Genomic DNA, 18,919 nt, shown 5'->3' with positions numbered 1-18,919 from the left:
ATCCTGAACCCCTCGGTCTTGCTTGATTAGTCTGTGCCGCGAGGTGCTAATTCCTCTGTATCAGGAACTTTACCTTCAGCTGACGCGGGCCTTACGCACGCCTTCGGACAGCGCCGAGCACAGGCTCAGCACGCCGTCGATGGCCTGAGCCGGCGTGGTCGCATTGGCGATGTGATCGATCAGCGCCGAGCCCACCACCACGCCATCGGCCAGACGCGCGATGGACGCAGCCTGCTCCGGCGTACGGATACCGAAACCGATGCTGATCGGCAGGTCGGTATGACGACGCAGGCGCGCCACGGCTTCCTCGACGTGTTCCAGAGTCGCCGCACCGGCACCGGTCACCCCGGCGACCGACACGTAGTAAACGAAGCCGGAGCTGCCGTTCAACACTTTCGGCAGACGTGCGTCATCGGTGGTCGGTGTGGTCAGGCGGATAAAGTCGATGCCGGCAGCCTGGGCCGGGTCGCACAGCTCCGAATTGTGCTCTGGTGGCATGTCGACCACGATCAGGCCATCAACGCCGGCCTCCTTGGCTTCGGCGATGAAACGCTCGACGCCGAACTTGTGGATCGGGTTGAAGTAGCCCATCAGCACCAGCGGCGTGTCGCTGTTGTCCTTGCGGAACTCGCGGACCATTTGCAGGGTTTTGATCAGGTTCTGCTTGGCGCCCAAGGCACGGATGTTCGCCAGTTGAATCGCCGGGCCGTCGGCCATCGGATCGGTGAACGGCATGCCCAGTTCGATCACGTCGGCGCCGGCTTTTGGCAAGCCTTTGAGAATTGCCAGCGAAGTGTCGTAGTCCGGGTCGCCAGCGGTAACGAAGGTCACGAGGGCGGCGCGGTTCTGTTGCTTGAGTTCGGCAAAGCGGGTTTGCAGGCGGCTCATCAGTGTTTCTCCTGCTTGGATTGTTCCATGTGGTGCATGACGGTCTGCATGTCTTTGTCGCCGCGACCGGACAGGTTGACCACCATCAGGTGATCCTTCGGCAGCTTCGGTGCGCGTTTGAATACTTCGGCCAGGGCATGGGCGCTTTCCAGTGCCGGGATGATGCCTTCGAGGCGGCAGCACTGGTGGAACGCAGCGAGTGCTTCGTCGTCGGTCACCGAGGTGTACTGAACGCGGCCGATGTCATGCAACCAGGCGTGCTCAGGGCCGATGCCCGGGTAGTCGAGGCCGGCGGAAATCGAGTGGGCGTCGATGATCTGGCCATCGTCGTCCTGCAGCAGGAAGGTGCGGTTGCCGTGCAGCACACCCGGTACGCCACCGTTGAGGCTGGCCGCGTGTTTGCCGGTCTCGATGCCGTAACCGGCGGCTTCGACGCCGATGATCTCGACGCTCTTGTCGTCGAGGAACGGGTGGAACAGGCCCATGGCGTTGGAGCCACCGCCGATGCATGCCACCAGGCTGTCCGGCAGACGACCTTCCTGGGCTTGCAACTGCTCGCGGGTTTCCTTGCCGATCACGGCCTGGAAGTCGCGAACCATTGCAGGGTAAGGGTGCGGACCGGCCACGGTGCCGATCAGGTAGAAAGTGCTGTCGACGTTGGTCACCCAGTCACGCAGCGCTTCGTTCATTGCGTCTTTCAGGGTGCCGGTGCCGGCGACCACCGGGATCACCTCGGCGCCCAGCAGTTTCATGCGGAACACGTTGGCCTGCTGGCGCTCGATGTCGGTGGTGCCCATGTAGATCACGCAGTCCAGGCCGAAACGCGCAGCCACGGTGGCGGTGGCCACGCCGTGCATGCCGGCGCCGGTCTCGGCGATGATGCGTTTCTTGCCCATGCGCCGCGCCAGCAGGATCTGGCCGATGCAGTTGTTGATCTTGTGCGCGCCGGTGTGGTTCAGCTCTTCGCGCTTGAGGTAGATCTTGGCGCCACCGCAGAACTCGGTCAGGCGCTCGGCGAAATACAGCGGGCTCGGACGTCCGACGTAGTCGCGCTGGAAGTAGGCCAGTTCCTCTTTGAACGCCGGATCTTCCTTGGCCGCTTCGTATTCGCGAGCCAGGTCGAGAATCAACGGCATCAGGGTTTCGGCAACGTAACGGCCGCCGAACGAGCCAAACAGGCCGTTGGCGTCAGGGCCGTTACGCAGATCGGAGGTGTTCGAAGTCTGGGTCATGGTTCGCTCCAGCGGATTTCACGAGAAGACAATGGCGTTCACTCTACCCCTGACCTTCCAGGCTGAAAACCGATAAGATCGCCACAACCTGTCAGGAAAACTCACAGATATCATGAGCCATGACCTTCCCCCGTTGAACGCCCTGCGCGCCTTCGAAGCGACCGCACGGCTGAACAGCGTCAGCCAGGCTGCCGAACAACTGCACGTTACCCACGGCGCTGTTAGCCGACAGCTAAAGGTGCTGGAAGAGCACCTCGGCGTCAGCCTGTTCGTCAAGGATGGTCGCGGCTTGAAACTCACAGATGCCGGCATCCGTCTGCGGGACGCCAGCGGCGAGGCGTTCGACCGCTTGCGCAGCGTCTGCGCCGAACTGACCCAAAGCACCGCCGATGCTCCCTTCGTGCTCGGCTGCTCCGGCAGCTTGCTCGCGCGCTGGTTCATTCCACGACTGGGAAGATTGAATGCCGACCTGCCGGACTTGCGCCTTCACCTGTCGGCCGGAGAAGGCGACCTCGATCCGCGCCGCCCGGGACTCGATGCATTGCTGCTGTTCGCCGAGCCGCCATGGCCGGCGGACATGCAAGTCTACGAGTTGGCTAGCGAACGCATCGGGCCGGTCATGAGCCCGCTGTTCAGCGGTTACGAGCACCTAAGATCAGCACCGCCCGCAGCCTTGCTCGGCGAACCCTTGCTGCACACGACTTCACGCCCGCAAGCCTGGCCAAGCTGGGCGCAGCAAAGCGGCGTCGACGCCAAAGCGTTGAAACTGGGACAAGGTTTCGAGCATTTGTACTACTTGCTGGAGGCGGCCGTCGCCGGATTGGGCGTGGCGATCGCGCCGGAGCCCTTGGTGGCCGAGGACTTGAAGGCCGGTCGCCTGGTCGCGCCATGGGGTTTCAGTGAAACCCCGGCGCAACTGGCGTTGTGGCTACCCAAGCGCGCCGCGGACGGGCGCGCCCGGCAATTGGCGCAGTGGCTCAGGAATGAGCTGCGCCAGGCGGATCACTCGCCGCGCTTGAACAGCAAGTAAGCGGCCAGCAGACCCAGCGCACCGACCGCGACACCGGCGGTCGTCCACGGATGTTCCTGCGCGTAATCACGGGTGGCGATCCCGGTCTCGCGGGTTTTGACTTTGACTTCTTCGTAGGCATCGCTGAGCAGGCTGCGCGAATGTTTCAGCGCACTTTCGGCGTTGCCCTTGAGCGCCTTGAGGGTCTTGCGCGACTCGTCCGAAGCGTCGTCTTTCAGGCTTTCCAACGACTTGAGCAGACTCTCGATCTCCGCTTCCATGCTTTGCAACGAGGCTTTGCGTAACGAGGTGTTGGCCATGGTGGCTCTCCTGCATTGGTGATGAGTGGCGTGTGTTGCTTGGGACTTCACGGGTTCTGGAAAGTGCAGAAAATCTGAACTCCGGTTTCTCCCGGCGACCGAAATCAACAGCGCAAATCGCTGCTAGGCTCAATTCCACACGTCAAGGAGATCGCCATGAGTGACCATCACACCTACAAGAAAGTCGAGCTGGTCGGTTCTTCCACCAGCAGCATCGAAGACGCCATCAACAACGCGCTGGCCGAGGCCAACAAGAGCATCAAGCATCTGGAATGGTTTGAAGTGGTCGATACCCGTGGCCACATCAAGGATGGCAAGGCTGCCCACTTTCAAGTGACCCTGAAAGTCGGGTTCCGGATTGCCAGCAGCTGAGTTTGGGCTACGCTTCTGAACTTGCGCGCTGGCCGAATGCCATAGGAATGGCAAAGCGCTACAGGGTGAGCGCATCGGGTAAATGACCTGATGCCCGCCTCTTTTAATCCGACCAGGGAGTGCGACCGATGAAGAAGTTCATATTGGCAGTAGGTTTGTTGAGCCTTGCGGGTGGTGCGTTTGCTGCCGGCAAGCCCTGTGAAGAAGTGAAAGCCGAGATTGCGGCGAAACTGGACGCGAAACACGTCTCCGGTTATTCACTGGAAATCGTCGATAAAGGTGCTGCCGCTGGCGGCAAGGTTGTCGGCAAGTGCGAGGGTGGCACCAAGGAAATCGTCTACAAGCGCGGTTGATCGCGCCTGAAATGCAAAAGCCGACGCAATGCGTCGGCTTTTTTGTACCCGGCTATCTTTTACACAACTATCAGACCTCACCCTTCATCACCTGCGCCAGCAGCTCGTAGGAATGCAGGCGGTCGGTGTGTTCATACAGGTCGCAGGTGAAGATCAGTTCGTCAGCCTGGGTCTGTTCGATCAGCACTTCGAGTTTCGCGCGGACTTTCTGCGGGCTGCCGACCATCGCCAGACCGAGGAAATCACCCACCGCTTCACGCTCGTGGGGCAGCCACAAGCCGTCCATGGTTTTCACCGGCGGACGCTGCACCAGACTTTGCCCACGCATCAGCGCGAGAATTCGCTGGTACACCGAGGTTGCCAGGTAATCGGCTTGCTCGTCGGTGTCGGCAGCCACCAGCGGCACGCCGAGCATCACGTACGGCTTGTCGAGCACCGCCGATGGCCTGAAGTGGTTGCGGTAGACGCGAATCGCCTCGTGCATGAAGCGCGGTGCGAAATGTGAGGCAAAGGCGTAGGGCAAACCGCGCTCGCCGGCCAGTTGCGCACTGAACAGGCTGGAACCCAACAGCCAGATCGGCACATTGGTGCCGGTACCCGGCATCGCAATCACACGTTGATCCGGCGTACGCGGGCCGAGGAAACGCGCCAGTTCGGCCACGTCTTCCGGGAAGTCGTCGGCACTGCCGGAGCGTTCACGGCGCAGGGCTCGGGCGGTCATCTGGTCGGAGCCGGGTGCGCGGCCCAGGCCGAGGTCGATCCGCCCCGGATACAGGCTTTCAAGGGTGCCGAACTGCTCGGCAATCACCAACGGCGCGTGGTTGGGCAGCATCACACCGCCAGAGCCGACACGGATGGTCGACGTGCCGCCGGCCAGGTAACCCAGCAGCACCGATGTGGCGGAACTGGCGATGCCGTCCATATTGTGGTGCTCGGCGACCCAGAACCGGGTGTAGCCGAATTTCTCGACATGCTGCGCCAGATCCAGCGAGTTGCGCAGCGACTGGGCCGGGCTGCCGTTCTCGCGCACCGGAACCAGATCGAGGGTGGAAAACTTTACGTCGGACAGTTGCTTCATGAACCTGCATCTCCGATTGAGGGCGCCGGTTTGTTCCTGACGAACGCAAACCTGCCCAATTCATAAGCGTGTTCTCTGCAATAAGGGCATATACCCGAGTTTCAATAGCCGATCCGAAATTTCCTACTAAAAAAGTCAACGATTCAACCAGGCTGAACTTTGTTCCGGCGTCTATCCTCAGAAGCCTTGCAGGCAAAAACCACAACGGCGCGGCGTTTCGCGCCCGAATTGAAGGAGGCACACATGGCTATCGTGAAGAAGGCATCCGCACATTGGGAAGGTGACCTGAAGACCGGCATCGGCTCGATCTCCACCGAGACCGGCGTCCTGCGGGAAGCGCCCTACGGCTTCAAGGCCCGCTTCGAGGGCGGCAAGGGCACCAACCCGGAAGAACTGATCGGCGCCGCCCATGCCGGCTGTTTCTCCATGGCGTTCTCGATGATCCTCGGCGACGCCGGGCTGAAGGCCGAAAGCATCGATACCCAGGCCGAAGTCACCCTTGATCAGGTTGACGGCGGTTTCGCGATCACTGCAGTGAAGCTGATTCTCAAGGCGAAGATTCCGGGCGCCACCCAGGCGCAGTTCGAAGAACTGAGCAACAAGGCCAAGGAAGGTTGCCCGGTGTCGAAGGTATTGAATGCGAAGATCAGCCTGGATGCGTCGCTGGTCAGCTGATCGACTTGAGCAGAATCAGAACCCGCCAGGCAAAAATGTGGTCGAATAAATGACAGCAGCTTTCGCGCATCGTCGTGCGCACTGCTCCCAGGAGCTTCAACCATGAAACGTTTTGCTTTGGCGGTTATCTGTGGCGTGCTGGCAACTTCGGCCATCGCGGCACCCAAAGATTGCGAAGAACTCAGGAAAGAGATCGAAATCAAGATTCAGGCGAATGCTGTGCCTTCCTACACCTTGGAGATAGTTTCCAAAGAGGAAGCCGAAAAGCACGACGTCGCCATGATCGTCGGCACTTGCGAGAACGGCACCAAGGCCATCATCTACCAGAAGAACGACAGCTGACTGACGCTAGATAGCGCAATAGGTGTCGCGATCCTCGGCGACGATTTCCCGCTTGGCGTTATACAGCCGGGCACTGGGAGTAAACATCAGGGAGCGACCCTCCAGCACGTAACGCTGACCCGCTTCGAAATGGTCGAAGCGGATGGTCAGGTAGCACAGGCGCTCCACAGGGTCGTTCAACATGCCGGCGCCTCCACCGGGTGCCTCGAAATCGAAACGCACCAGCAATTCATGGCTGCCGGGCGTTACCTGGAAAAAACGTCCGTCAGTCAGGCGCTGTTTGTCGAGACGTTCGGCCATCAGCAGTTTTCCGCCCGGGGTCGGCGTCGAAAACTCGACCCAGGCCATGTTGGGGTCGACCGGGGGCATCGGCGTCTGACAACCGGCGAGCACACCGGCAATCAGCAACAGCATTGACTTGCGCATGATGAATGTCCGTGGATTCGGACATCCAGCATAACGCCGATCAGGTGCGCTGACAGCCCGCCGGTTTGCCCTGACCGACTACATTTTTCTGTTGGTCATAGAGCTTGGCCCACGGCCGGAATCCGATATAGCCCGCCTGGAGCTGATAGCGCTGGCCGGCGTTGAAGTCGGTGAATTTCAGGCTCAACTGGCAATCGCGCCACAGAGGCTCGGCGTCCGGGCCGATGTTGGTCGCCTCCACCGGAAACTGGTAGCGCACCTTAAGTTCATGACTGCCAGGCTGTACTTCGAAGTAACGTTTGTCGACGGCGGCCTTCCTGTCGACTTCCAGCGCTTGCAGCGCCGTGTCCTGTTGCCGGGCGTCCAGATCGATCCAGGCTTGCGTGGGGTCAGGCGAAGGCATTCCGAATCCGGCACAACCGGCCAGCGTCAGCAGGCCTCCCGTCAGTATCAAGATGCGCATGGCGAAGCTCCAATGGGCGGGATAGTCTTGCGATCAGACTTTCCAGGGATGTTTTTATTGTGATCAGGCCGTTTCCAAGCCTTGGGTTACTTGATCGCGTTTTGCGGGTTTTGTTTCCGGGTGCGTTGTTTTTGTTGCTCAACGGTTGCTCCAGCATCAGCTACTACAGCCAGCTGGCCAGCGGTCAACTGCAATTGCTGCGGGCGCGAGAGCCGGTGGCCGAGGTGATTGCCGACCCGAACCGCGACGCAACACTGCGCGCCCACCTGGCCCAGGCACAAAAGGCCCGGGATTTCGCCAGCCAACACCTGCACCTGCCGGATAACCAGAGCTATCGCCTGTACGCCGACATCCACCGGCCGTACGTGGTGTGGAACGTGTTCGCCACCCCGGAGTTTTCCCTGAGTCCGCAGAACCATTGCTTCCCGATTGCCGGCTGCGTGGCCTATCGCGGCTACTACAGCCAGAGTGCGGCGCGGGGTGAGGCAGCGATTCAGCGCCTGCAAGGCATGGATGTGTCGATTGGTGGCGTCGAAGCCTATTCGACCCTGGGCTGGTTCAACGACCCGATCCTCAATTCGATGATGGGCTGGGGCGACGAGCGCTTGGCCACGCTGATCTTCCATGAGCTGGGCCATCAGCGTTTCTATGTGAAGGACGACACCGAGTTCAACGAGTCCTACGCCACCTTTGTCGAGCAGGAAGGCACCCGGCAGTGGCGGGCGTTTCGTGGCTTGCCGCCAGAGAACGATGCCCAGATCAAACGTCGCGACCAGTTCATTCAACTGATCCTCGATACCCGTGCCCGGCTGGAAAAGCTGTACACACAACAGATGCCCGTCGAGCAGTTGCGCGAACGCAAGACTGCCGAGTTCGAACGGTTTCGCCGGGACTATCGGGAGATGCGCGACAGCCAGTGGGCCGGGGACAAGCGTTATGACGCCTGGGTCAATGCGCCGTTGAACAATGCGCGATTGTTGCCGTTCGGGTTGTATGACCAGTGGGTGCCGGCGTTTGCTGCCCTGTTCAGGCAGGTGGGCGGGGATTGGCAGAAGTTCTATGCACAGGTGGAAAAACTCGGCGGATTGCCGACTGACAAGCGAAAGACAGCCCTGCGTGAGCTGGCCGCCGTTCGCTCCGACTGACGGTCAGCGCTGCAAAAACGCCTGATGCAACTCGGCCAGGGTTTCGAAGTGGTAGGCCGGCGCCTCGGCGCTCAGCTCTTCATGACTACCGAAGCCATAACCCACGGCTGCCGCATCCAGACCATTGCTGCGGGCGCCGATCAGGTCGTGTTTACGGTCACCGATCATCAGCGTGCTGGCCGGATCCAGCCCTTCTGCTGACATCAGGTGGGCAATCAGCTCGACCTTGTTGGTGCGGGTGCCGTCCAGTTCGCTGCCGTAGATCACCTTGAAGTGTCTGGCGAAATCGAAGTGCCGGGCGATTTCCCGGGCGAACACCCACGGCTTCGACGTCGCGATGTACAACTGCCGGCCCTGGCTGCCCAAGGTTTCCAGCAACGGTGTGACGCCCTCGAAAACTCGGTTCTCGTAAAGGCCGGTGACCTTGAAGCGCTCGCGATAGAAATTCACCGCCTCCCAGGCCTTGGCTTCATCGAAACCATAAAACTGCATGAACGCCTGCAACAGCGGCGGACCGATGAAGTGTTCCAGTTTGGTCAGGTCCGGCTCATCGATACCGAGTTTGCTCAAAGCAAACTGGATGGAGCGGGTGATGCCCTCACGCGGGTCGGTGAGAGTGCCATCGAGGTCGAACAGTACAGTCTGGTAATGCATGAAAAATCCCGGGCAATAGAGAGAAAAATCAGAGCTGGTCGTAGCCTTCAGCCAGATGCAGATCCTTGAGCTTCACGTAGTTCGCCGCGCTGTAGGTGAAAAAGGCGTTTTCCTTGTCGGTCAAAGGGCGAACCTGTTTCACCGGGCTGCCCACGTACAGAAAGCCGCTTTCCAGGCGTTTACCCGGTGGCACCAGGCTGCCGGCGCCGATGATCACGTCGTCCTCGACCACCGCACCGTCCATGACGATGCTGCCCATGCCGATCAGCACGCGGTTGCCGACGGTGCAGCCATGCAGCATGACCTTGTGGGCGATGGTCACGTCATCGCCGATCAGCAGCGGGAAACCGTCCGGGTTGAACGGGCCGGCGTGGGTGATGTGCAACACGCAACCATCCTGCACGCTGGTGCGCGCACCGATGCGGATGCGGTGCATGTCGCCACGGATCACCGTCAACGGCCACACGGAGCTGTCTTCGCCGATTTCGACGTCGCCGATCACCACCGCCGAGCCGTCGACAAAAGCGCCTTGGCTCAAGCGTGGGGTGTGATTCTGGTACTTGCGAAGGGACACGATTAGTTCTCTCTCTGTCGCCGATAGCTGCGGTGGGTGTCGATTGTAATTAAGATGGGCGCATGTTTCTTCCAGCCAAGGTGCCAACCGTGAGCGTGAACAACCCTCTTCTGCAGTCCTACGACCTGCCGCCGTTCTCCGCGATCCGTGCCGAACACGTGCAGCCGGCCATCGAAACCATCCTGGCCGAAAACCGCGCAGCCATCGCCGAAATCCTCAAGACCCAAGGCCAGAACCCGACCTGGGCCGGGCTGGTGCTGGCGATGGACGAGCTCAATGATCGCCTGGGCGCTGCCTGGAGCCCGGTCAGTCACCTCAATGCCGTGTGCAACAGCGCCGAACTGCGTGAAGCCTACGAGTCGTGCCTGCCGGCCTTGAGCGCCTACTCCACCGAGATGGGCCAGAACCGCGAGCTGTTCCAGGCCTATGAAGCCCTGGCCAATAGCCCGGAAGCCGCCGGTTTCGACGTGGCGCAGAAAACCATTCTGGAACACGCCCTGCGTGATTTCCGCCTGTCGGGTATCGACTTGCCGGAAGCCGAGCAGAAGCGCTACGCCGAAGTGCAGAGCAAGCTGTCCGAGCTGGGCAGCCGCTTCTCCAACCAGTTGCTCGACGCCACTCAGGCCTGGACCAAGCACCTGACCGACGAAGCCGCCCTCGCCGGCCTGACCGATTCGGCCAAGGCGCAGATGGCCGCTGCGGCACAGGCCAAAGGCCTCGACGGCTGGCTGATCACCCTGGAATTCCCGAGCTACTACGCGGTGATGACCTACGCCCAGGACCGTGCGCTGCGTGAAGAAGTCTACGCCGCCTACTGCACCCGTGCGTCGGATCAAGGCCCGAACGCCGGCCAGAACGACAACGGCCCGGTGATGGGCGAAATCCTCGACCTGCGTCAGGAGCTGGCAAAACTGCTCGGTTTCTCCAGCTTCTCCGAGCTGAGCCTGGCGACCAAGATGGCCGAGTCCAGCGATCAGGTGCTGAGCTTCCTGCGTGATCTGGCCAAGCGCAGCAAACCTTTTGCCGCCCAGGACCTGCAACAGCTCAAGGCTTATGCCGCCGAACAAGGCTGCGCCGATCTGCAAAGCTGGGACAGCGGTTTCTACGGGGAAAAACTCCGTGAACAACGCTACAGCGTCGCCCAGGAAACCCTGCGCGCCTACTTCCCGATCGACAAGGTACTGGGCGGCCTGTTCGCCATCGTTCAGCGTCTGTACGGCATCGAAATCGCCGAACTGAAAGGCTTCGACACCTGGCATCCGGACGTGCGCCTGTTCGAGATCAAGGAAAACGGCCAGCACGTCGGCCGCTTCTTCTTCGACCTCTACGCCCGCGCCAACAAGCGCGGCGGTGCCTGGATGGACGGCGCCCGCGACCGTCGCCGCACCATCGACGGCGTGCTGCAAAGCCCGGTGGCCAACCTGGTGTGCAACTTCACCCCGGCCGACAGCGGCAAGCCTGCGCTGCTGACCCACGATGAAGTCACCACCCTGTTCCACGAATTCGGCCACGGCCTGCATCACCTGCTGACCCGCGTCGAACATGCCGGCGTATCCGGCATCAACGGCGTAGCGTGGGACGCGGTCGAGCTGCCGAGCCAGTTCATGGAAAACTGGTGCTGGGAGCCGGAAGGCCTGGCGCTGATCTCCGGCCACTACGAAACCGGCGAGCCATTGCCGCAGGATCTGCTGGAAAAAATGCTCGCGGCGAAGAACTTCCAGTCCGGCCTGATGATGGTGCGCCAGCTGGAATTCTCGCTGTTCGACTTCGAACTGCACGCCACCCACGGCGATGGCCGCAGCGTTGCGCAGGTGCTGGAAGGTGTGCGAGATGAAGTCTCGGTAATGCGACCACCGGCTTACAACCGCTTCCCGAACAGCTTTGCGCACATCTTTGCCGGCGGTTACGCGGCGGGTTACTACAGCTACAAGTGGGCGGAAGTGCTGTCGGCGGACGCCTTCTCCAGGTTCGAAGAAGACGGCGTGCTGAATGCCGACACCGGTCGTGCCTTCCGCGAAGCAATCCTGGCCCGCGGCGGCTCGCAGGAGCCGATGGTGCTGTTCGTCGACTTCCGTGGCCGTGAGCCATCGATTGACGCACTCTTGCGCCACAGCGGCCTGAGTGAGGACGCGGCAGCATGAGTGAGGCACCTGTGAAAACGAAAAAACGCTTTATCGCCGGGGCGGTCTGCCCGGCGTGCAGCGAGCCGGACAAGCTGATGATGTGGAGCGAGGACGATGTTCCGCACCGCGAATGCGTGGCGTGCGGCTACAGCGATACGCTCAATGCCCAAGGGTTGTCGGTTCCGAAGGAACTGGGCACGCGGGTCAACACCAGCGCGCTCAAGCCTGCACCGGACAAGACGGTTCAGGCAGTGCAGTTCTTCCCGAACCCGAAGCTGAAGAAAAAGCCCGACGAGCAACACTGATCCGGCACCACCTTCCACCGATTTCCGGTGGAAGGTGGTATTGGCTTAACACCTGTCCCCCGCACTTGCTTCGTAGGCTGGCCGTTTCCGCCATGCCTAGAAGGAAGTTGCCGTGCCCGACACCAATCCCCTCCTGCAACACTGGACCCTGCCACCCTGGCCGGATATTCGCGCCGAGCATCTGCTGCCGGCAATCAACAGCATCATTGCCGACAACCGACAAATCATTGCGCAAGTGATTGCCAGTCAGACCGAGCAGCCCGGTTGGGATGATCTGGTGCTGAGCATCGACGAAGCGGATGCCCGTATCGGTGAGTTCCGGTCGATTCTTGAAACACTGTACATGGTCAGATCCGACGATGCCGCGTGGCTAGTGGAAAGTGCCAAAGCGCATCTGGCGATCAATCAGTATCGTTCCGAAAAATCCCTGAACCGCCCTTTGTACGAGGCCTACCAGCGGCTGAAGCAGAGTTCGATCACGACCAGTTTCGATGAGTCGCGCAAAATTGCTCTGGCGCGAGTGCTGCGCAAATTCAAGCAGTCAGGCATTCAACTACCCACCGTGCAGCAGCAGGAACTGGCTCGATTGAATCGCGAGATCGGCGGATTGGAATCCGTGTTTTTGACCCACCTCGAGCGTTGGGCCCAAGCCTGGAGCAAACGTGTCGACGATGTGGCACTGCTCGCAGGCCTGTCCCCGGCGATGAAAGATCGGCTGGCACTCGCCGCGAACGAGGCCGGCCATGACGGCTGGCTGATCCGCCTGAATCAGAACACCTGCAATCACATCCTCAAATACGCCGAGAATCGTGCCCTGCGGGAAGAATGCTGTGTTGCCTACGCGACTCGCGCCTCCGATCAGGGGCCGTTGGCCGGCCGCTTCGATAACGGCCCGGTGCTGACTGCGCTGCTTGCACTGCGCCAACAGAAATCCCGTTTACTCGGCCACGAAAACGCCGCGCAACTGTGTATGGCAAAGGGCATGGCCGGATCGACGGCGTGGGTCAGTGGTTTTCTCCATCGCCAGGTTACTCAATTGGCTCTCACCCTTGAGCAAGACGCACAGCAACTGGCCGCATTCGCCCGGCAATACGGGATCGACCGGGTCCAGCCATGGGATGAAGATTTCCTCGCCGAACAGTGGCGCCAGCAGCAGTTTCCCGGCGCGCTGGATAACCTGCGGGACTATTTCCCGCTCGATGGCACGCTGCGCCGGCTCTGCCTGTTTTGCGAGCACATGTTCGGGATCCGCATCATCGAGCAGAGAGACCGCAGGCACTGGCATGACGATGTGCGGCTGCTGGAAATCAGTGAGCACGAGCAAGTCATCGGTTACATCTACCTCGACCCGTTTCACCGCGACAACGCCACGGACTTCCCCGGCACTACTACGTTGCGCAATCGACGGATCAACGCCGAAGGCCGACCGGCGCTACCGATTGCCCTGCTCAGCAGCAACTTCACACCGGCCACTGACGCTCATCCGTGCCGGCTCGAACTCGACGACCTGCGGGTACTTTTTCATGAGTTTGGCCACTGCCTTCAGCACGTACTGACGCGCTCACCTCATCACACCCTGTCCGGCATCCTGCAACTGGGCCATGAGGCAGCGGAATTTTCCGGGCAATTGTTCGAGCAGTGGTGTCAATCGCGGGAGTTTGTGCTGTGGCTCGGCGCGCATTTCCAGACCGGTGAGCGCCTGAGTACCTCACGGGCCGACGCCGCCCTGACCGCCAGTCAGGCTCACGCAAACCGGCAAAAAGCCTTGATGCTGATGGGCGCGATCATCGATTTCGAACTGCACCTGACCCACGGTGATGGGCGCTCAGTCGAAGCAGTTTGCGCCGACGTGCAGAGAACGATGGCTCACCTGAAACTACCGGACGGTCACCGGTTCGCCAATGGTTTCGATTACATGGTGACCCAATATGACGCGTCGGTTTACGCCTATGTCTGGTCGGGAGCGCTGGCTCAGGAAGCGTTCAAGCGTTTCAGCCGCGACGGGGTGTTCAACGCGCAAACCGGCCGGGCATTGCGCGAAACGTTCTTTGCACCCGGAGCCGGGCGCCCCTTGCTGGAAGCGGTAGAAGCATTCGTCGGCCGGCCGGTTAGTGAAGACCTGAGTGCCGGCCGTGCGACCATCCGGCGGGTTACTTCAGGTTGACGGTCTGAAACCAGCTCTTCATCGAGCAAGTAGCGAACGCACTGGTGCTGCAATCGCCATTGGCCAGCGCGGTACGCAGCTTGTCGACGTCGGCCTGCATCACGTAGCGCACGCCGTCCTTGAAGTGGCCGCTTTCACCGAAACCGCCCTGGGTCATTTCGTTCAGGGCGTCTTCCTTGCTCCAGCCCTGCACCACGATGCGGTACATCGCGGCCATCAGGCCGGTGCGGTCGGAGCCGTGCTTGCAATGCATCAGCACCGGGCCGTTGGCTTCGGCGGTCTGGATCGCACGCAGAGTCTTGAGGACATCGGCGTCATCGACATGATTGGTGCGATACGGCAATTGCACCTGATTGATGCCCGGGGTTTTCAGCCAGCTCGAGTCCGCTTCCGGCAGGAAGTTGATGACCGTGGCCACTTTCAGGTTCTGCAGCAACGGCACGGCACCGGCGTCAGGCAGCGCACTGCGGTAAAGCGTGGGCGACATCTGAAAGAAGTTGTATTTCACTTCGACCGGTTGCGCCCATTCCGGAGGACGAGAAACCGGCGCATCGGCGGCATGGGCCGGGATCGAGCCGAGCAGGGCAAGCAGCGAGAAACAGATCGCGGAGGAAAAACGCTTCAAGGACATGCTGTGTGGTGACCGTGTGGGATTCGTCAGTGAGGGCGGCAGCTTGAGGGTTGTCCAGTCAAATCCCTGTGAGACGTTTGTCAAAGAAACGTGAAGCCGAGGACTTCCTTCGTCGCATTTCCAGGCTTTTTTTAGGCTGAATCGATTCATCCGGTTTGTTAGGCTGCTACCATTTGTCACATCATGTTGCAGAAGCGTCCCCCTTTTCCGGGTCATTTCCCGCCACGTTGCAACCGACTACTCAAAAAGCCGTCCCCAGAAACGGCTGATAACCATCAATGCCTGATGAGGTGCCCCCCAATGTCTGATCAAGATCGAGACAACCCGCGGCGTGAGTTTTTGCGCAAATCCCTGACCCTGATCCCGGTGGTCACCCTCGCCGGCACCGGCCTGGCCAGCAGCGTGCTGCACGCCGCCCCGGAAAGCGCACCGGCTGCGGCACCGGCAAAACCGGCCGTCGCTGACGCGAGCGTGTATCAGCCGACCTATTTCACCGCCGAAGAGTGGGCGTTCATCAATGCCGCCGTCGCGCAGTTGATCCCCAACGATGCTCAGGGCCCCGGCGCTCTCGAGGCCGGCGTGCCGGAATACATCGACCGTCAGATGAACACCCCGTACGCCGCCGGCGCCCTGTGGTACATGCAAGGCCCGTTCAACGCCGACGCTGCGCCCGAAATGGGCTGGCAGAGCAAACTGGTGCCAAAGGAGATCTATCGCCTCGGCATCGCCGCCACGGATCAGTGGACAAAATCCCTCAACGGTAAAACATTTGCCGAGCAAGACAGCGCTACCCGAGACGATCTGCTCAAGCAGCTTGAAGCCGGAAAACCGCAATTCGACAGTGTTCCGGCGAAGATTTTCTTCAATCTTTTGCTGCAAAACACCAAGGAAGGGTTCTTCTGCGATCCGATCCACGGTGGCAATAAAGGCATGGTCGGCTGGACCATGATCGGCTTCCCCGGCGCCCGCGCCGATTTCATGGATTGGGTGGAACGCAACGAGAAATACCCCTTCCCGGCAGTTTCGATTCGCGGCGAGAGGGCGTGAGCATGGCAACGGCAATGAAGAAGGTCGACGCGGTGATCGTCGGTTTCGGCTGGACAGGCGCAATCATGGCCAAGGAGCTGACCGAGGCTGGCCTCAACGTGCTGGCGCTGGAGCGCGGGCCGATGCAGGACACCTACCCTGACGGCAACTATCCCCAGGTGATCGACGAACTCACCTACAGCGTGCGGAAAAAACTCTTCCAGGACATCTCCAAAGAGACCGTCACCATCCGCCACAGCGTTAACGACATCGCCCTGCCGAACCGCCAGTTGGGCGCGTTCTTGCCGGGCAACGGCGTCGGCGGCGCCGGCCTGCACTGGTCGGGTGTGCACTTTCGAGTCGATCCGATCGAGTTGCGCATGCGCAGCCACTACGAAGAACGCTACGGCAAAAACTTCATCCCCAAGGACATGACCATCCAGGACTTCGGCGTCAGCTATGAAGAGCTGGAACCGTTCTTCGATTTCGCCGAAAAAGTCTTCGGCACCTCCGGCCAGGCCTGGACCGTAAAAGGCCAATTGGTCGGCCAGGGCAAGGGCGGCAACCCGTACGCGCCGGATCGCTCGAACCCGTTCCCGCTGGAAGCGCAGAAGAACACGGTTTCCGCACAGCTGTTCGGCAAAGCAGCTACAGAGGTTGGTTACAAACCCTACAACCTGCCTTCCGCGAATACTTCGGGCCCATACACCAACCCTTACGGCGCGCAGATGGGTCCGTGCAACTTCTGCGGTTTCTGCAGCGGCTACGTTTGTTACATGTATTCCAAGGCCTCGCCGAACGTGAACATTCTGCCGGCGCTGAAACCGCTGCCGAATTTCGAACTGCGGCCCAACGCCCACGTGCTGCGGGTCAACCTCGACAGCACGAAAACCAAAGCCACCGGCGTCACCTACATCGACGGCCAGGGCCGTGAGATCGAGCAACCGGCAGACCTGGTGATCCTCGGCGCGTTCCAGCTGCACAACGTGCGGCTGATGCTGCTCTCCGGCATCGGCAAACCGTACGACCCGGTCAGCGGCGAAGGTGTGGTCGGACGTAACTTCGCCTACCAGAACATGGCGACCATCAAGGCGTTCTTCGATAAGGACACTCACACCAACAACTTCATCGGCGCCGGCGGCAACGGTGTGGCGCTGGACGACTTCAACGCCGACAACTTCGACCACGGGCCACACGGTTTCGTCGGGGGCTCGCCGATGTGGGTCAACCAAGCCGGCAGCCGACCGATTGCCGGCACCTCCAACCCGCCGGGCACCCCGGCCTGGGGCAGTGCGTGGAAACGCGCGACCGCCGATTACTACACCCATCAGGTGTCGATGGACGCTCACGGTGCGCATCAGTCCTACCGTGGCAACTACCTTGATCTGGACCCGGTGTACCGCGATGCCTACGGTATGCCACTACTGCGGATGACGTTCGACTGGCAGGAGAACGACATCAAGATGAACCGCTTCATGGTCGAAAAAATGGGCAAGGTCGCGCAAGCCATGGGCCCGAAAGCCATTGCCGTGCTTGGCAAGAAAGTCGGCGAGCACTTCAACACTGCGTCCTACCAGACCACTCACCTCAACGGTGGCGCAATCATGGGCACCGACCCGAAGACCAGCGCGCTGAATCGCTACTTGCAGAGCTGGGACGTGCACAACGTGTTCGTCCCGGGTGCCTCGGCGTTCCCGCAAGGCCTGGGCTACAACCCGACCGGGCTGGTTGCCGCGCTGACCTACTGGTCGGCGAAAGCGATCCGCGAGCAATACCTGAAAAACCCTGGCCCGCTGGTTCAGGCTTAAGGAGCGATGACCATGAAGACTCTTGTTATCGCGACCCTGGCGCTGCTTGGCAGCGTTACCGCTCACAGTGCGGAAGTTGATCAATCCTTGATCAAAAAAGGCGAATACCTCGCCCGCGCCGGCGACTGCGTGGCTTGCCACACGGCCAAGGACGGCAAGTCGTTCGCCGGCGGCCTGCCGATGGAAACCCCGATCGGCACGATCTATTCGACCAACATCACCCCGGACAACACCGGGCTGGGCGGCTACAGTTTCGAGGAGTTCGACCAGGCCGTGCGTCATGGCGTCACCAAAAACGGTAGTACCTTGTACCCGGCAATGCCGTACCCGTCCTACGCCCGCGTCAGTCAGGATGACATGCAGGCGCTGTACGCCTACTTCATGCACGGCGTTGAACCGGTGGCACAGGAAAACAAGGCCAGCGACATCCCGTGGCCATTGAGCATGCGCTGGCCGCTGATGGGCTGGCGCTGGCTGTTCGCGCCAAAGATCGAGGATTACAAACCCGCGTCGGACGATGCCGTTGTCAGCCGTGGGGCGTATCTGGTGGAAGGCCTCGGACATTGCGGCGCCTGCCATACGCCACGGGCCCTGACCATGCAGGAAAAATCCCTGAGCGCAGCCGAAGGCAGCAGTTTTCTGTCAGGCAGTGCGCCGCTGGAAGGCTGGATCGCCAAGAGCCTGCGCGGCGACCACAAGGACGGTCTTGGCAGCTGGAGCGAAGAGCAACTGGTGCAGTTCCTCAAGACCGGTCGCAGCGACCGCAGCGCAGTGTTCGGCGGCATGAGCGATGTGGTCACCCACAGCATGCAGTACATGACCGACGCCGACCTGACCGCGATCGCCCGTTACCTGAAATCGCTGCCGGCCAATGATCCTGTCGACCAGCCACATCAGTACGACGAGAAAGTCGCCAAGGCCTTGTGGAACGGTGACGACAGTCAGCGTGGCGCCTCGGTGTACATCGACAACTGCGCGGCGTGCCATCGCACCGACGGCCATGGCTACACCCGGGTGTTCCCGGCGCTGGCGGGCAATCCGGTGCTGCAATCGGACGACCCGACTTCGCTGATTCACATCGTGCTCAAGGGTGGCACCCTGCCTGCGACGCACACAGCGCCGTCGACCTTCACCATGCCGGGTTTCGCCTGGCGACTGTCGGATCAGGAAGTGGCGGATGTCGTGAGCTTTATTCGTGGAAGTTGGGGTAACAAGGCATCCCCTGTCACTGCGAAAGATGTTGCCAAGTTACGGACAGATGATATGACCACAACATCAGCCGGTGATCTTGGACAAGTAACCAGCCATAACTAGGCGCAAAAACCCCTGCA

General features: G+C 60.8%; 21 protein-coding genes. 12 read left to right on the top strand and 9 right to left on the bottom strand.

Features of this window, described 5'->3' with window-relative positions; translation table 11 throughout:
- Positions 1–75: 75 nt before the first annotated feature.
- Together trpA and trpB are read right to left on the bottom strand one after the other, a co-directional pair.
- A complete protein-coding gene (gene trpA, locus NH234_RS01475; RefSeq protein ID WP_367255441.1) occupies positions 76–888 on the bottom strand; it encodes a tryptophan synthase subunit alpha in 813 nt (270 codons plus the stop codon).
- Positions 888–2,120, bottom strand: coding sequence for a tryptophan synthase subunit beta (trpB, locus tag NH234_RS01470; protein ID WP_085733824.1), 1,233 nt, complete (start codon positions 2,118–2,120; stop codon positions 888–890). The genes trpA and trpB overlap by 1 nt, the downstream gene beginning before the upstream one ends.
- Positions 2,121–2,232: 112 nt before the next feature.
- Between trpB and NH234_RS01465 the strand changes: the two genes are divergently transcribed.
- A complete protein-coding gene (locus NH234_RS01465) occupies positions 2,233–3,150 on the top strand; it encodes a LysR family transcriptional regulator (protein WP_085733825.1) in 918 nt (305 codons plus the stop codon).
- Here the strand turns inward: NH234_RS01465 and NH234_RS01460 are convergent.
- The gene (locus tag NH234_RS01460; protein WP_007953918.1) at positions 3,123–3,449 is read right to left on the bottom strand and encodes a YqjD family protein; all 327 of its coding nucleotides are present in this window, start codon (positions 3,447–3,449) and stop codon (positions 3,123–3,125) included. The two genes, NH234_RS01465 and NH234_RS01460, sit on opposite strands and share 28 nt — an antisense overlap.
- 156 nt (positions 3,450–3,605) lie before the next feature.
- Between NH234_RS01460 and NH234_RS01455 the strand changes: the two genes are divergently transcribed.
- Positions 3,606–3,821, top strand: a complete 216-nt coding sequence (locus NH234_RS01455) for a dodecin (protein WP_003220389.1) — start codon at positions 3,606–3,608, stop codon at positions 3,819–3,821.
- A 128-nt stretch (positions 3,822–3,949) separates the two neighbouring features.
- Entirely contained in the window at positions 3,950–4,174 is a 225-nt protein-coding gene (locus tag NH234_RS01450; protein ID WP_085713011.1) for a DUF1161 domain-containing protein, read from the top strand.
- Positions 4,175–4,244: 70 nt separating this feature from the next.
- Here the strand turns inward: NH234_RS01450 and NH234_RS01445 are convergent, their stop codons facing one another.
- Positions 4,245–5,252, bottom strand: a complete 1,008-nt coding sequence (locus NH234_RS01445; RefSeq protein ID WP_085733826.1) for an LLM class flavin-dependent oxidoreductase — start codon at positions 5,250–5,252, stop codon at positions 4,245–4,247.
- A gap of 243 nt (positions 5,253–5,495) precedes the next feature.
- On the opposite strand from NH234_RS01445, the gene NH234_RS01440 reads away from it, so the two are divergent.
- Both NH234_RS01440 and NH234_RS01435 read left to right on the top strand, forming a co-directional pair.
- Positions 5,496–5,927, top strand: a complete 432-nt coding sequence (locus NH234_RS01440) for an OsmC family protein (RefSeq protein WP_065260634.1) — start codon at positions 5,496–5,498, stop codon at positions 5,925–5,927.
- A 102-nt stretch (positions 5,928–6,029) separates the two neighbouring features.
- The gene (locus tag NH234_RS01435) at positions 6,030–6,269 is read left to right on the top strand and encodes a DUF1161 domain-containing protein (protein WP_085733827.1); all 240 of its coding nucleotides are present in this window, start codon (positions 6,030–6,032) and stop codon (positions 6,267–6,269) included.
- Positions 6,270–6,275: 6 nt separating this feature from the next.
- On the opposite strand, the gene NH234_RS01430 is transcribed toward NH234_RS01435, so the two are convergent.
- Positions 6,276–6,695, bottom strand: coding sequence for a hypothetical protein (locus tag NH234_RS01430; RefSeq protein ID WP_085733828.1), 420 nt, complete (start codon positions 6,693–6,695; stop codon positions 6,276–6,278).
- 40 nt (positions 6,696–6,735) lie between these two features.
- Positions 6,736–7,158, bottom strand: a complete 423-nt coding sequence (locus NH234_RS01425) for a hypothetical protein (RefSeq protein WP_085733829.1) — start codon at positions 7,156–7,158, stop codon at positions 6,736–6,738.
- A gap of 59 nt (positions 7,159–7,217) precedes the next feature.
- On the opposite strand from NH234_RS01425, the gene NH234_RS01420 reads away from it, so the two are divergent.
- A complete protein-coding gene (locus tag NH234_RS01420) occupies positions 7,218–8,303 on the top strand; it encodes an aminopeptidase (protein ID WP_367255438.1) in 1,086 nt (361 codons plus the stop codon).
- 3 nt (positions 8,304–8,306) lie between these two features.
- Here NH234_RS01420 and NH234_RS01415 read toward each other — a convergent pair whose 3' ends face one another.
- Both NH234_RS01415 and NH234_RS01410 read right to left on the bottom strand, forming a co-directional pair.
- Positions 8,307–8,957, bottom strand: a complete 651-nt coding sequence (locus NH234_RS01415; protein WP_085733831.1) for an HAD family hydrolase — start codon at positions 8,955–8,957, stop codon at positions 8,307–8,309.
- Positions 8,958–8,985: 28 nt separating this feature from the next.
- Positions 8,986–9,531: a gamma carbonic anhydrase family protein gene (locus tag NH234_RS01410; protein WP_085733832.1), complete on the bottom strand. Its 546-nt coding sequence runs from the start codon at positions 9,529–9,531 to the stop codon at positions 8,986–8,988.
- Positions 9,532–9,620: 89 nt separating this feature from the next.
- Here NH234_RS01410 and prlC point away from each other — a divergent pair, with 89 nt between their 5' ends.
- The 3 genes from prlC to NH234_RS01395 all read left to right on the top strand — a co-directional run bounded on the left by prlC (position 9,621) and on the right by NH234_RS01395 (position 14,123).
- Entirely contained in the window at positions 9,621–11,672 is a 2,052-nt protein-coding gene (gene prlC / locus NH234_RS01405) for an oligopeptidase A (protein WP_367255436.1), read from the top strand.
- Positions 11,669–11,959, top strand: a complete 291-nt coding sequence (locus NH234_RS01400) for a YheV family putative zinc ribbon protein (RefSeq protein ID WP_007953955.1) — start codon at positions 11,669–11,671, stop codon at positions 11,957–11,959. Before prlC ends, NH234_RS01400 begins: the two co-directional genes overlap by 4 nt.
- A 112-nt stretch (positions 11,960–12,071) precedes the next feature.
- A complete protein-coding gene (locus NH234_RS01395; RefSeq protein ID WP_282317988.1) occupies positions 12,072–14,123 on the top strand; it encodes a M3 family metallopeptidase in 2,052 nt (683 codons plus the stop codon).
- Here NH234_RS01395 and NH234_RS01390 read toward each other — a convergent pair.
- Positions 14,110–14,754 carry a dual specificity protein phosphatase family protein gene (locus NH234_RS01390; RefSeq protein ID WP_085733834.1) on the bottom strand — a complete coding sequence of 215 codons (645 nt, stop codon included), beginning with the start codon at positions 14,752–14,754 and terminating at the stop codon, positions 14,110–14,112. The two genes, NH234_RS01395 and NH234_RS01390, sit on opposite strands and share 14 nt — an antisense overlap.
- 300 nt (positions 14,755–15,054) lie before the next feature.
- Here NH234_RS01390 and NH234_RS01385 point away from each other — a divergent pair, with 300 nt between their 5' ends.
- Genes NH234_RS01385 through NH234_RS01375 form a run of 3 tightly spaced genes read left to right on the top strand, consistent with a single transcriptional unit; the run spans position 15,055 to position 18,902 of the window.
- Positions 15,055–15,801, top strand: coding sequence for a gluconate 2-dehydrogenase subunit 3 family protein (locus NH234_RS01385; protein WP_085733835.1), 747 nt, complete (start codon positions 15,055–15,057; stop codon positions 15,799–15,801).
- Positions 15,802–15,803: 2 nt separating this feature from the next.
- Positions 15,804–17,588, top strand: a complete 1,785-nt coding sequence (locus NH234_RS01380) for a GMC family oxidoreductase (protein ID WP_367255433.1) — start codon at positions 15,804–15,806, stop codon at positions 17,586–17,588.
- Positions 17,589–17,600: 12 nt separating this feature from the next.
- The gene (locus tag NH234_RS01375) at positions 17,601–18,902 is read left to right on the top strand and encodes a cytochrome c (RefSeq protein ID WP_367255432.1); all 1,302 of its coding nucleotides are present in this window, start codon (positions 17,601–17,603) and stop codon (positions 18,900–18,902) included.
- Positions 18,903–18,919: the final 17 nt, after the last annotated feature.

Origin of the sequence: Pseudomonas sp. stari2 (assembly GCF_040760005.1) — a bacterium.
Classification (GTDB): domain Bacteria; phylum Pseudomonadota; class Gammaproteobacteria; order Pseudomonadales; family Pseudomonadaceae; genus Aquipseudomonas.
The sequence above is the reverse complement of the archived record's forward strand: the minus strand, read 5'-3'. Positions and strand labels throughout refer to the sequence as shown.

Bases quoted from the DNA above. Each gene is read 5' to 3' on its own strand.
- NH234_RS01430 (WP_085733828.1), bottom strand. From the start codon at position 6,695: ATGCGCAAGTCAATGCTGTTGCTGATTGCCGGTGTGCTCGCCGGTTGT.
- trpA (WP_367255441.1), bottom strand. From the start codon at position 888: ATGAGCCGCCTGCAAACCCGCTTTGCCGAACTCAAGCAACAGAACCGC.
- NH234_RS01445 (WP_085733826.1), bottom strand. From the start codon at position 5,252: ATGAAGCAACTGTCCGACGTAAAGTTTTCCACCCTCGATCTGGTTCCG.
- NH234_RS01375 (WP_367255432.1), top strand. From the start codon at position 17,601: ATGAAGACTCTTGTTATCGCGACCCTGGCGCTGCTTGGCAGCGTTACC.
- NH234_RS01425 (WP_085733829.1), bottom strand. From the start codon at position 7,158: ATGCGCATCTTGATACTGACGGGAGGCCTGCTGACGCTGGCCGGTTGT.
- NH234_RS01435 (WP_085733827.1), top strand. From the start codon at position 6,030: ATGAAACGTTTTGCTTTGGCGGTTATCTGTGGCGTGCTGGCAACTTCG.
- trpB (WP_085733824.1), bottom strand. From the start codon at position 2,120: ATGACCCAGACTTCGAACACCTCCGATCTGCGTAACGGCCCTGACGCC.
- NH234_RS01380 (WP_367255433.1), top strand. From the start codon at position 15,804: ATGGCAACGGCAATGAAGAAGGTCGACGCGGTGATCGTCGGTTTCGGC.
- NH234_RS01465 (WP_085733825.1), top strand. From the start codon at position 2,233: ATGAGCCATGACCTTCCCCCGTTGAACGCCCTGCGCGCCTTCGAAGCG.
- NH234_RS01440 (WP_065260634.1), top strand. From the start codon at position 5,496: ATGGCTATCGTGAAGAAGGCATCCGCACATTGGGAAGGTGACCTGAAG.
- NH234_RS01385 (WP_085733835.1), top strand. From the start codon at position 15,055: ATGTCTGATCAAGATCGAGACAACCCGCGGCGTGAGTTTTTGCGCAAA.
- NH234_RS01400 (WP_007953955.1), top strand. From the start codon at position 11,669: ATGAGTGAGGCACCTGTGAAAACGAAAAAACGCTTTATCGCCGGGGCG.
- NH234_RS01450 (WP_085713011.1), top strand. From the start codon at position 3,950: ATGAAGAAGTTCATATTGGCAGTAGGTTTGTTGAGCCTTGCGGGTGGT.
- NH234_RS01460 (WP_007953918.1), bottom strand. From the start codon at position 3,449: ATGGCCAACACCTCGTTACGCAAAGCCTCGTTGCAAAGCATGGAAGCG.
- NH234_RS01415 (WP_085733831.1), bottom strand. From the start codon at position 8,957: ATGCATTACCAGACTGTACTGTTCGACCTCGATGGCACTCTCACCGAC.
- NH234_RS01390 (WP_085733834.1), bottom strand. From the start codon at position 14,754: ATGTCCTTGAAGCGTTTTTCCTCCGCGATCTGTTTCTCGCTGCTTGCC.
- NH234_RS01455 (WP_003220389.1), top strand. From the start codon at position 3,606: ATGAGTGACCATCACACCTACAAGAAAGTCGAGCTGGTCGGTTCTTCC.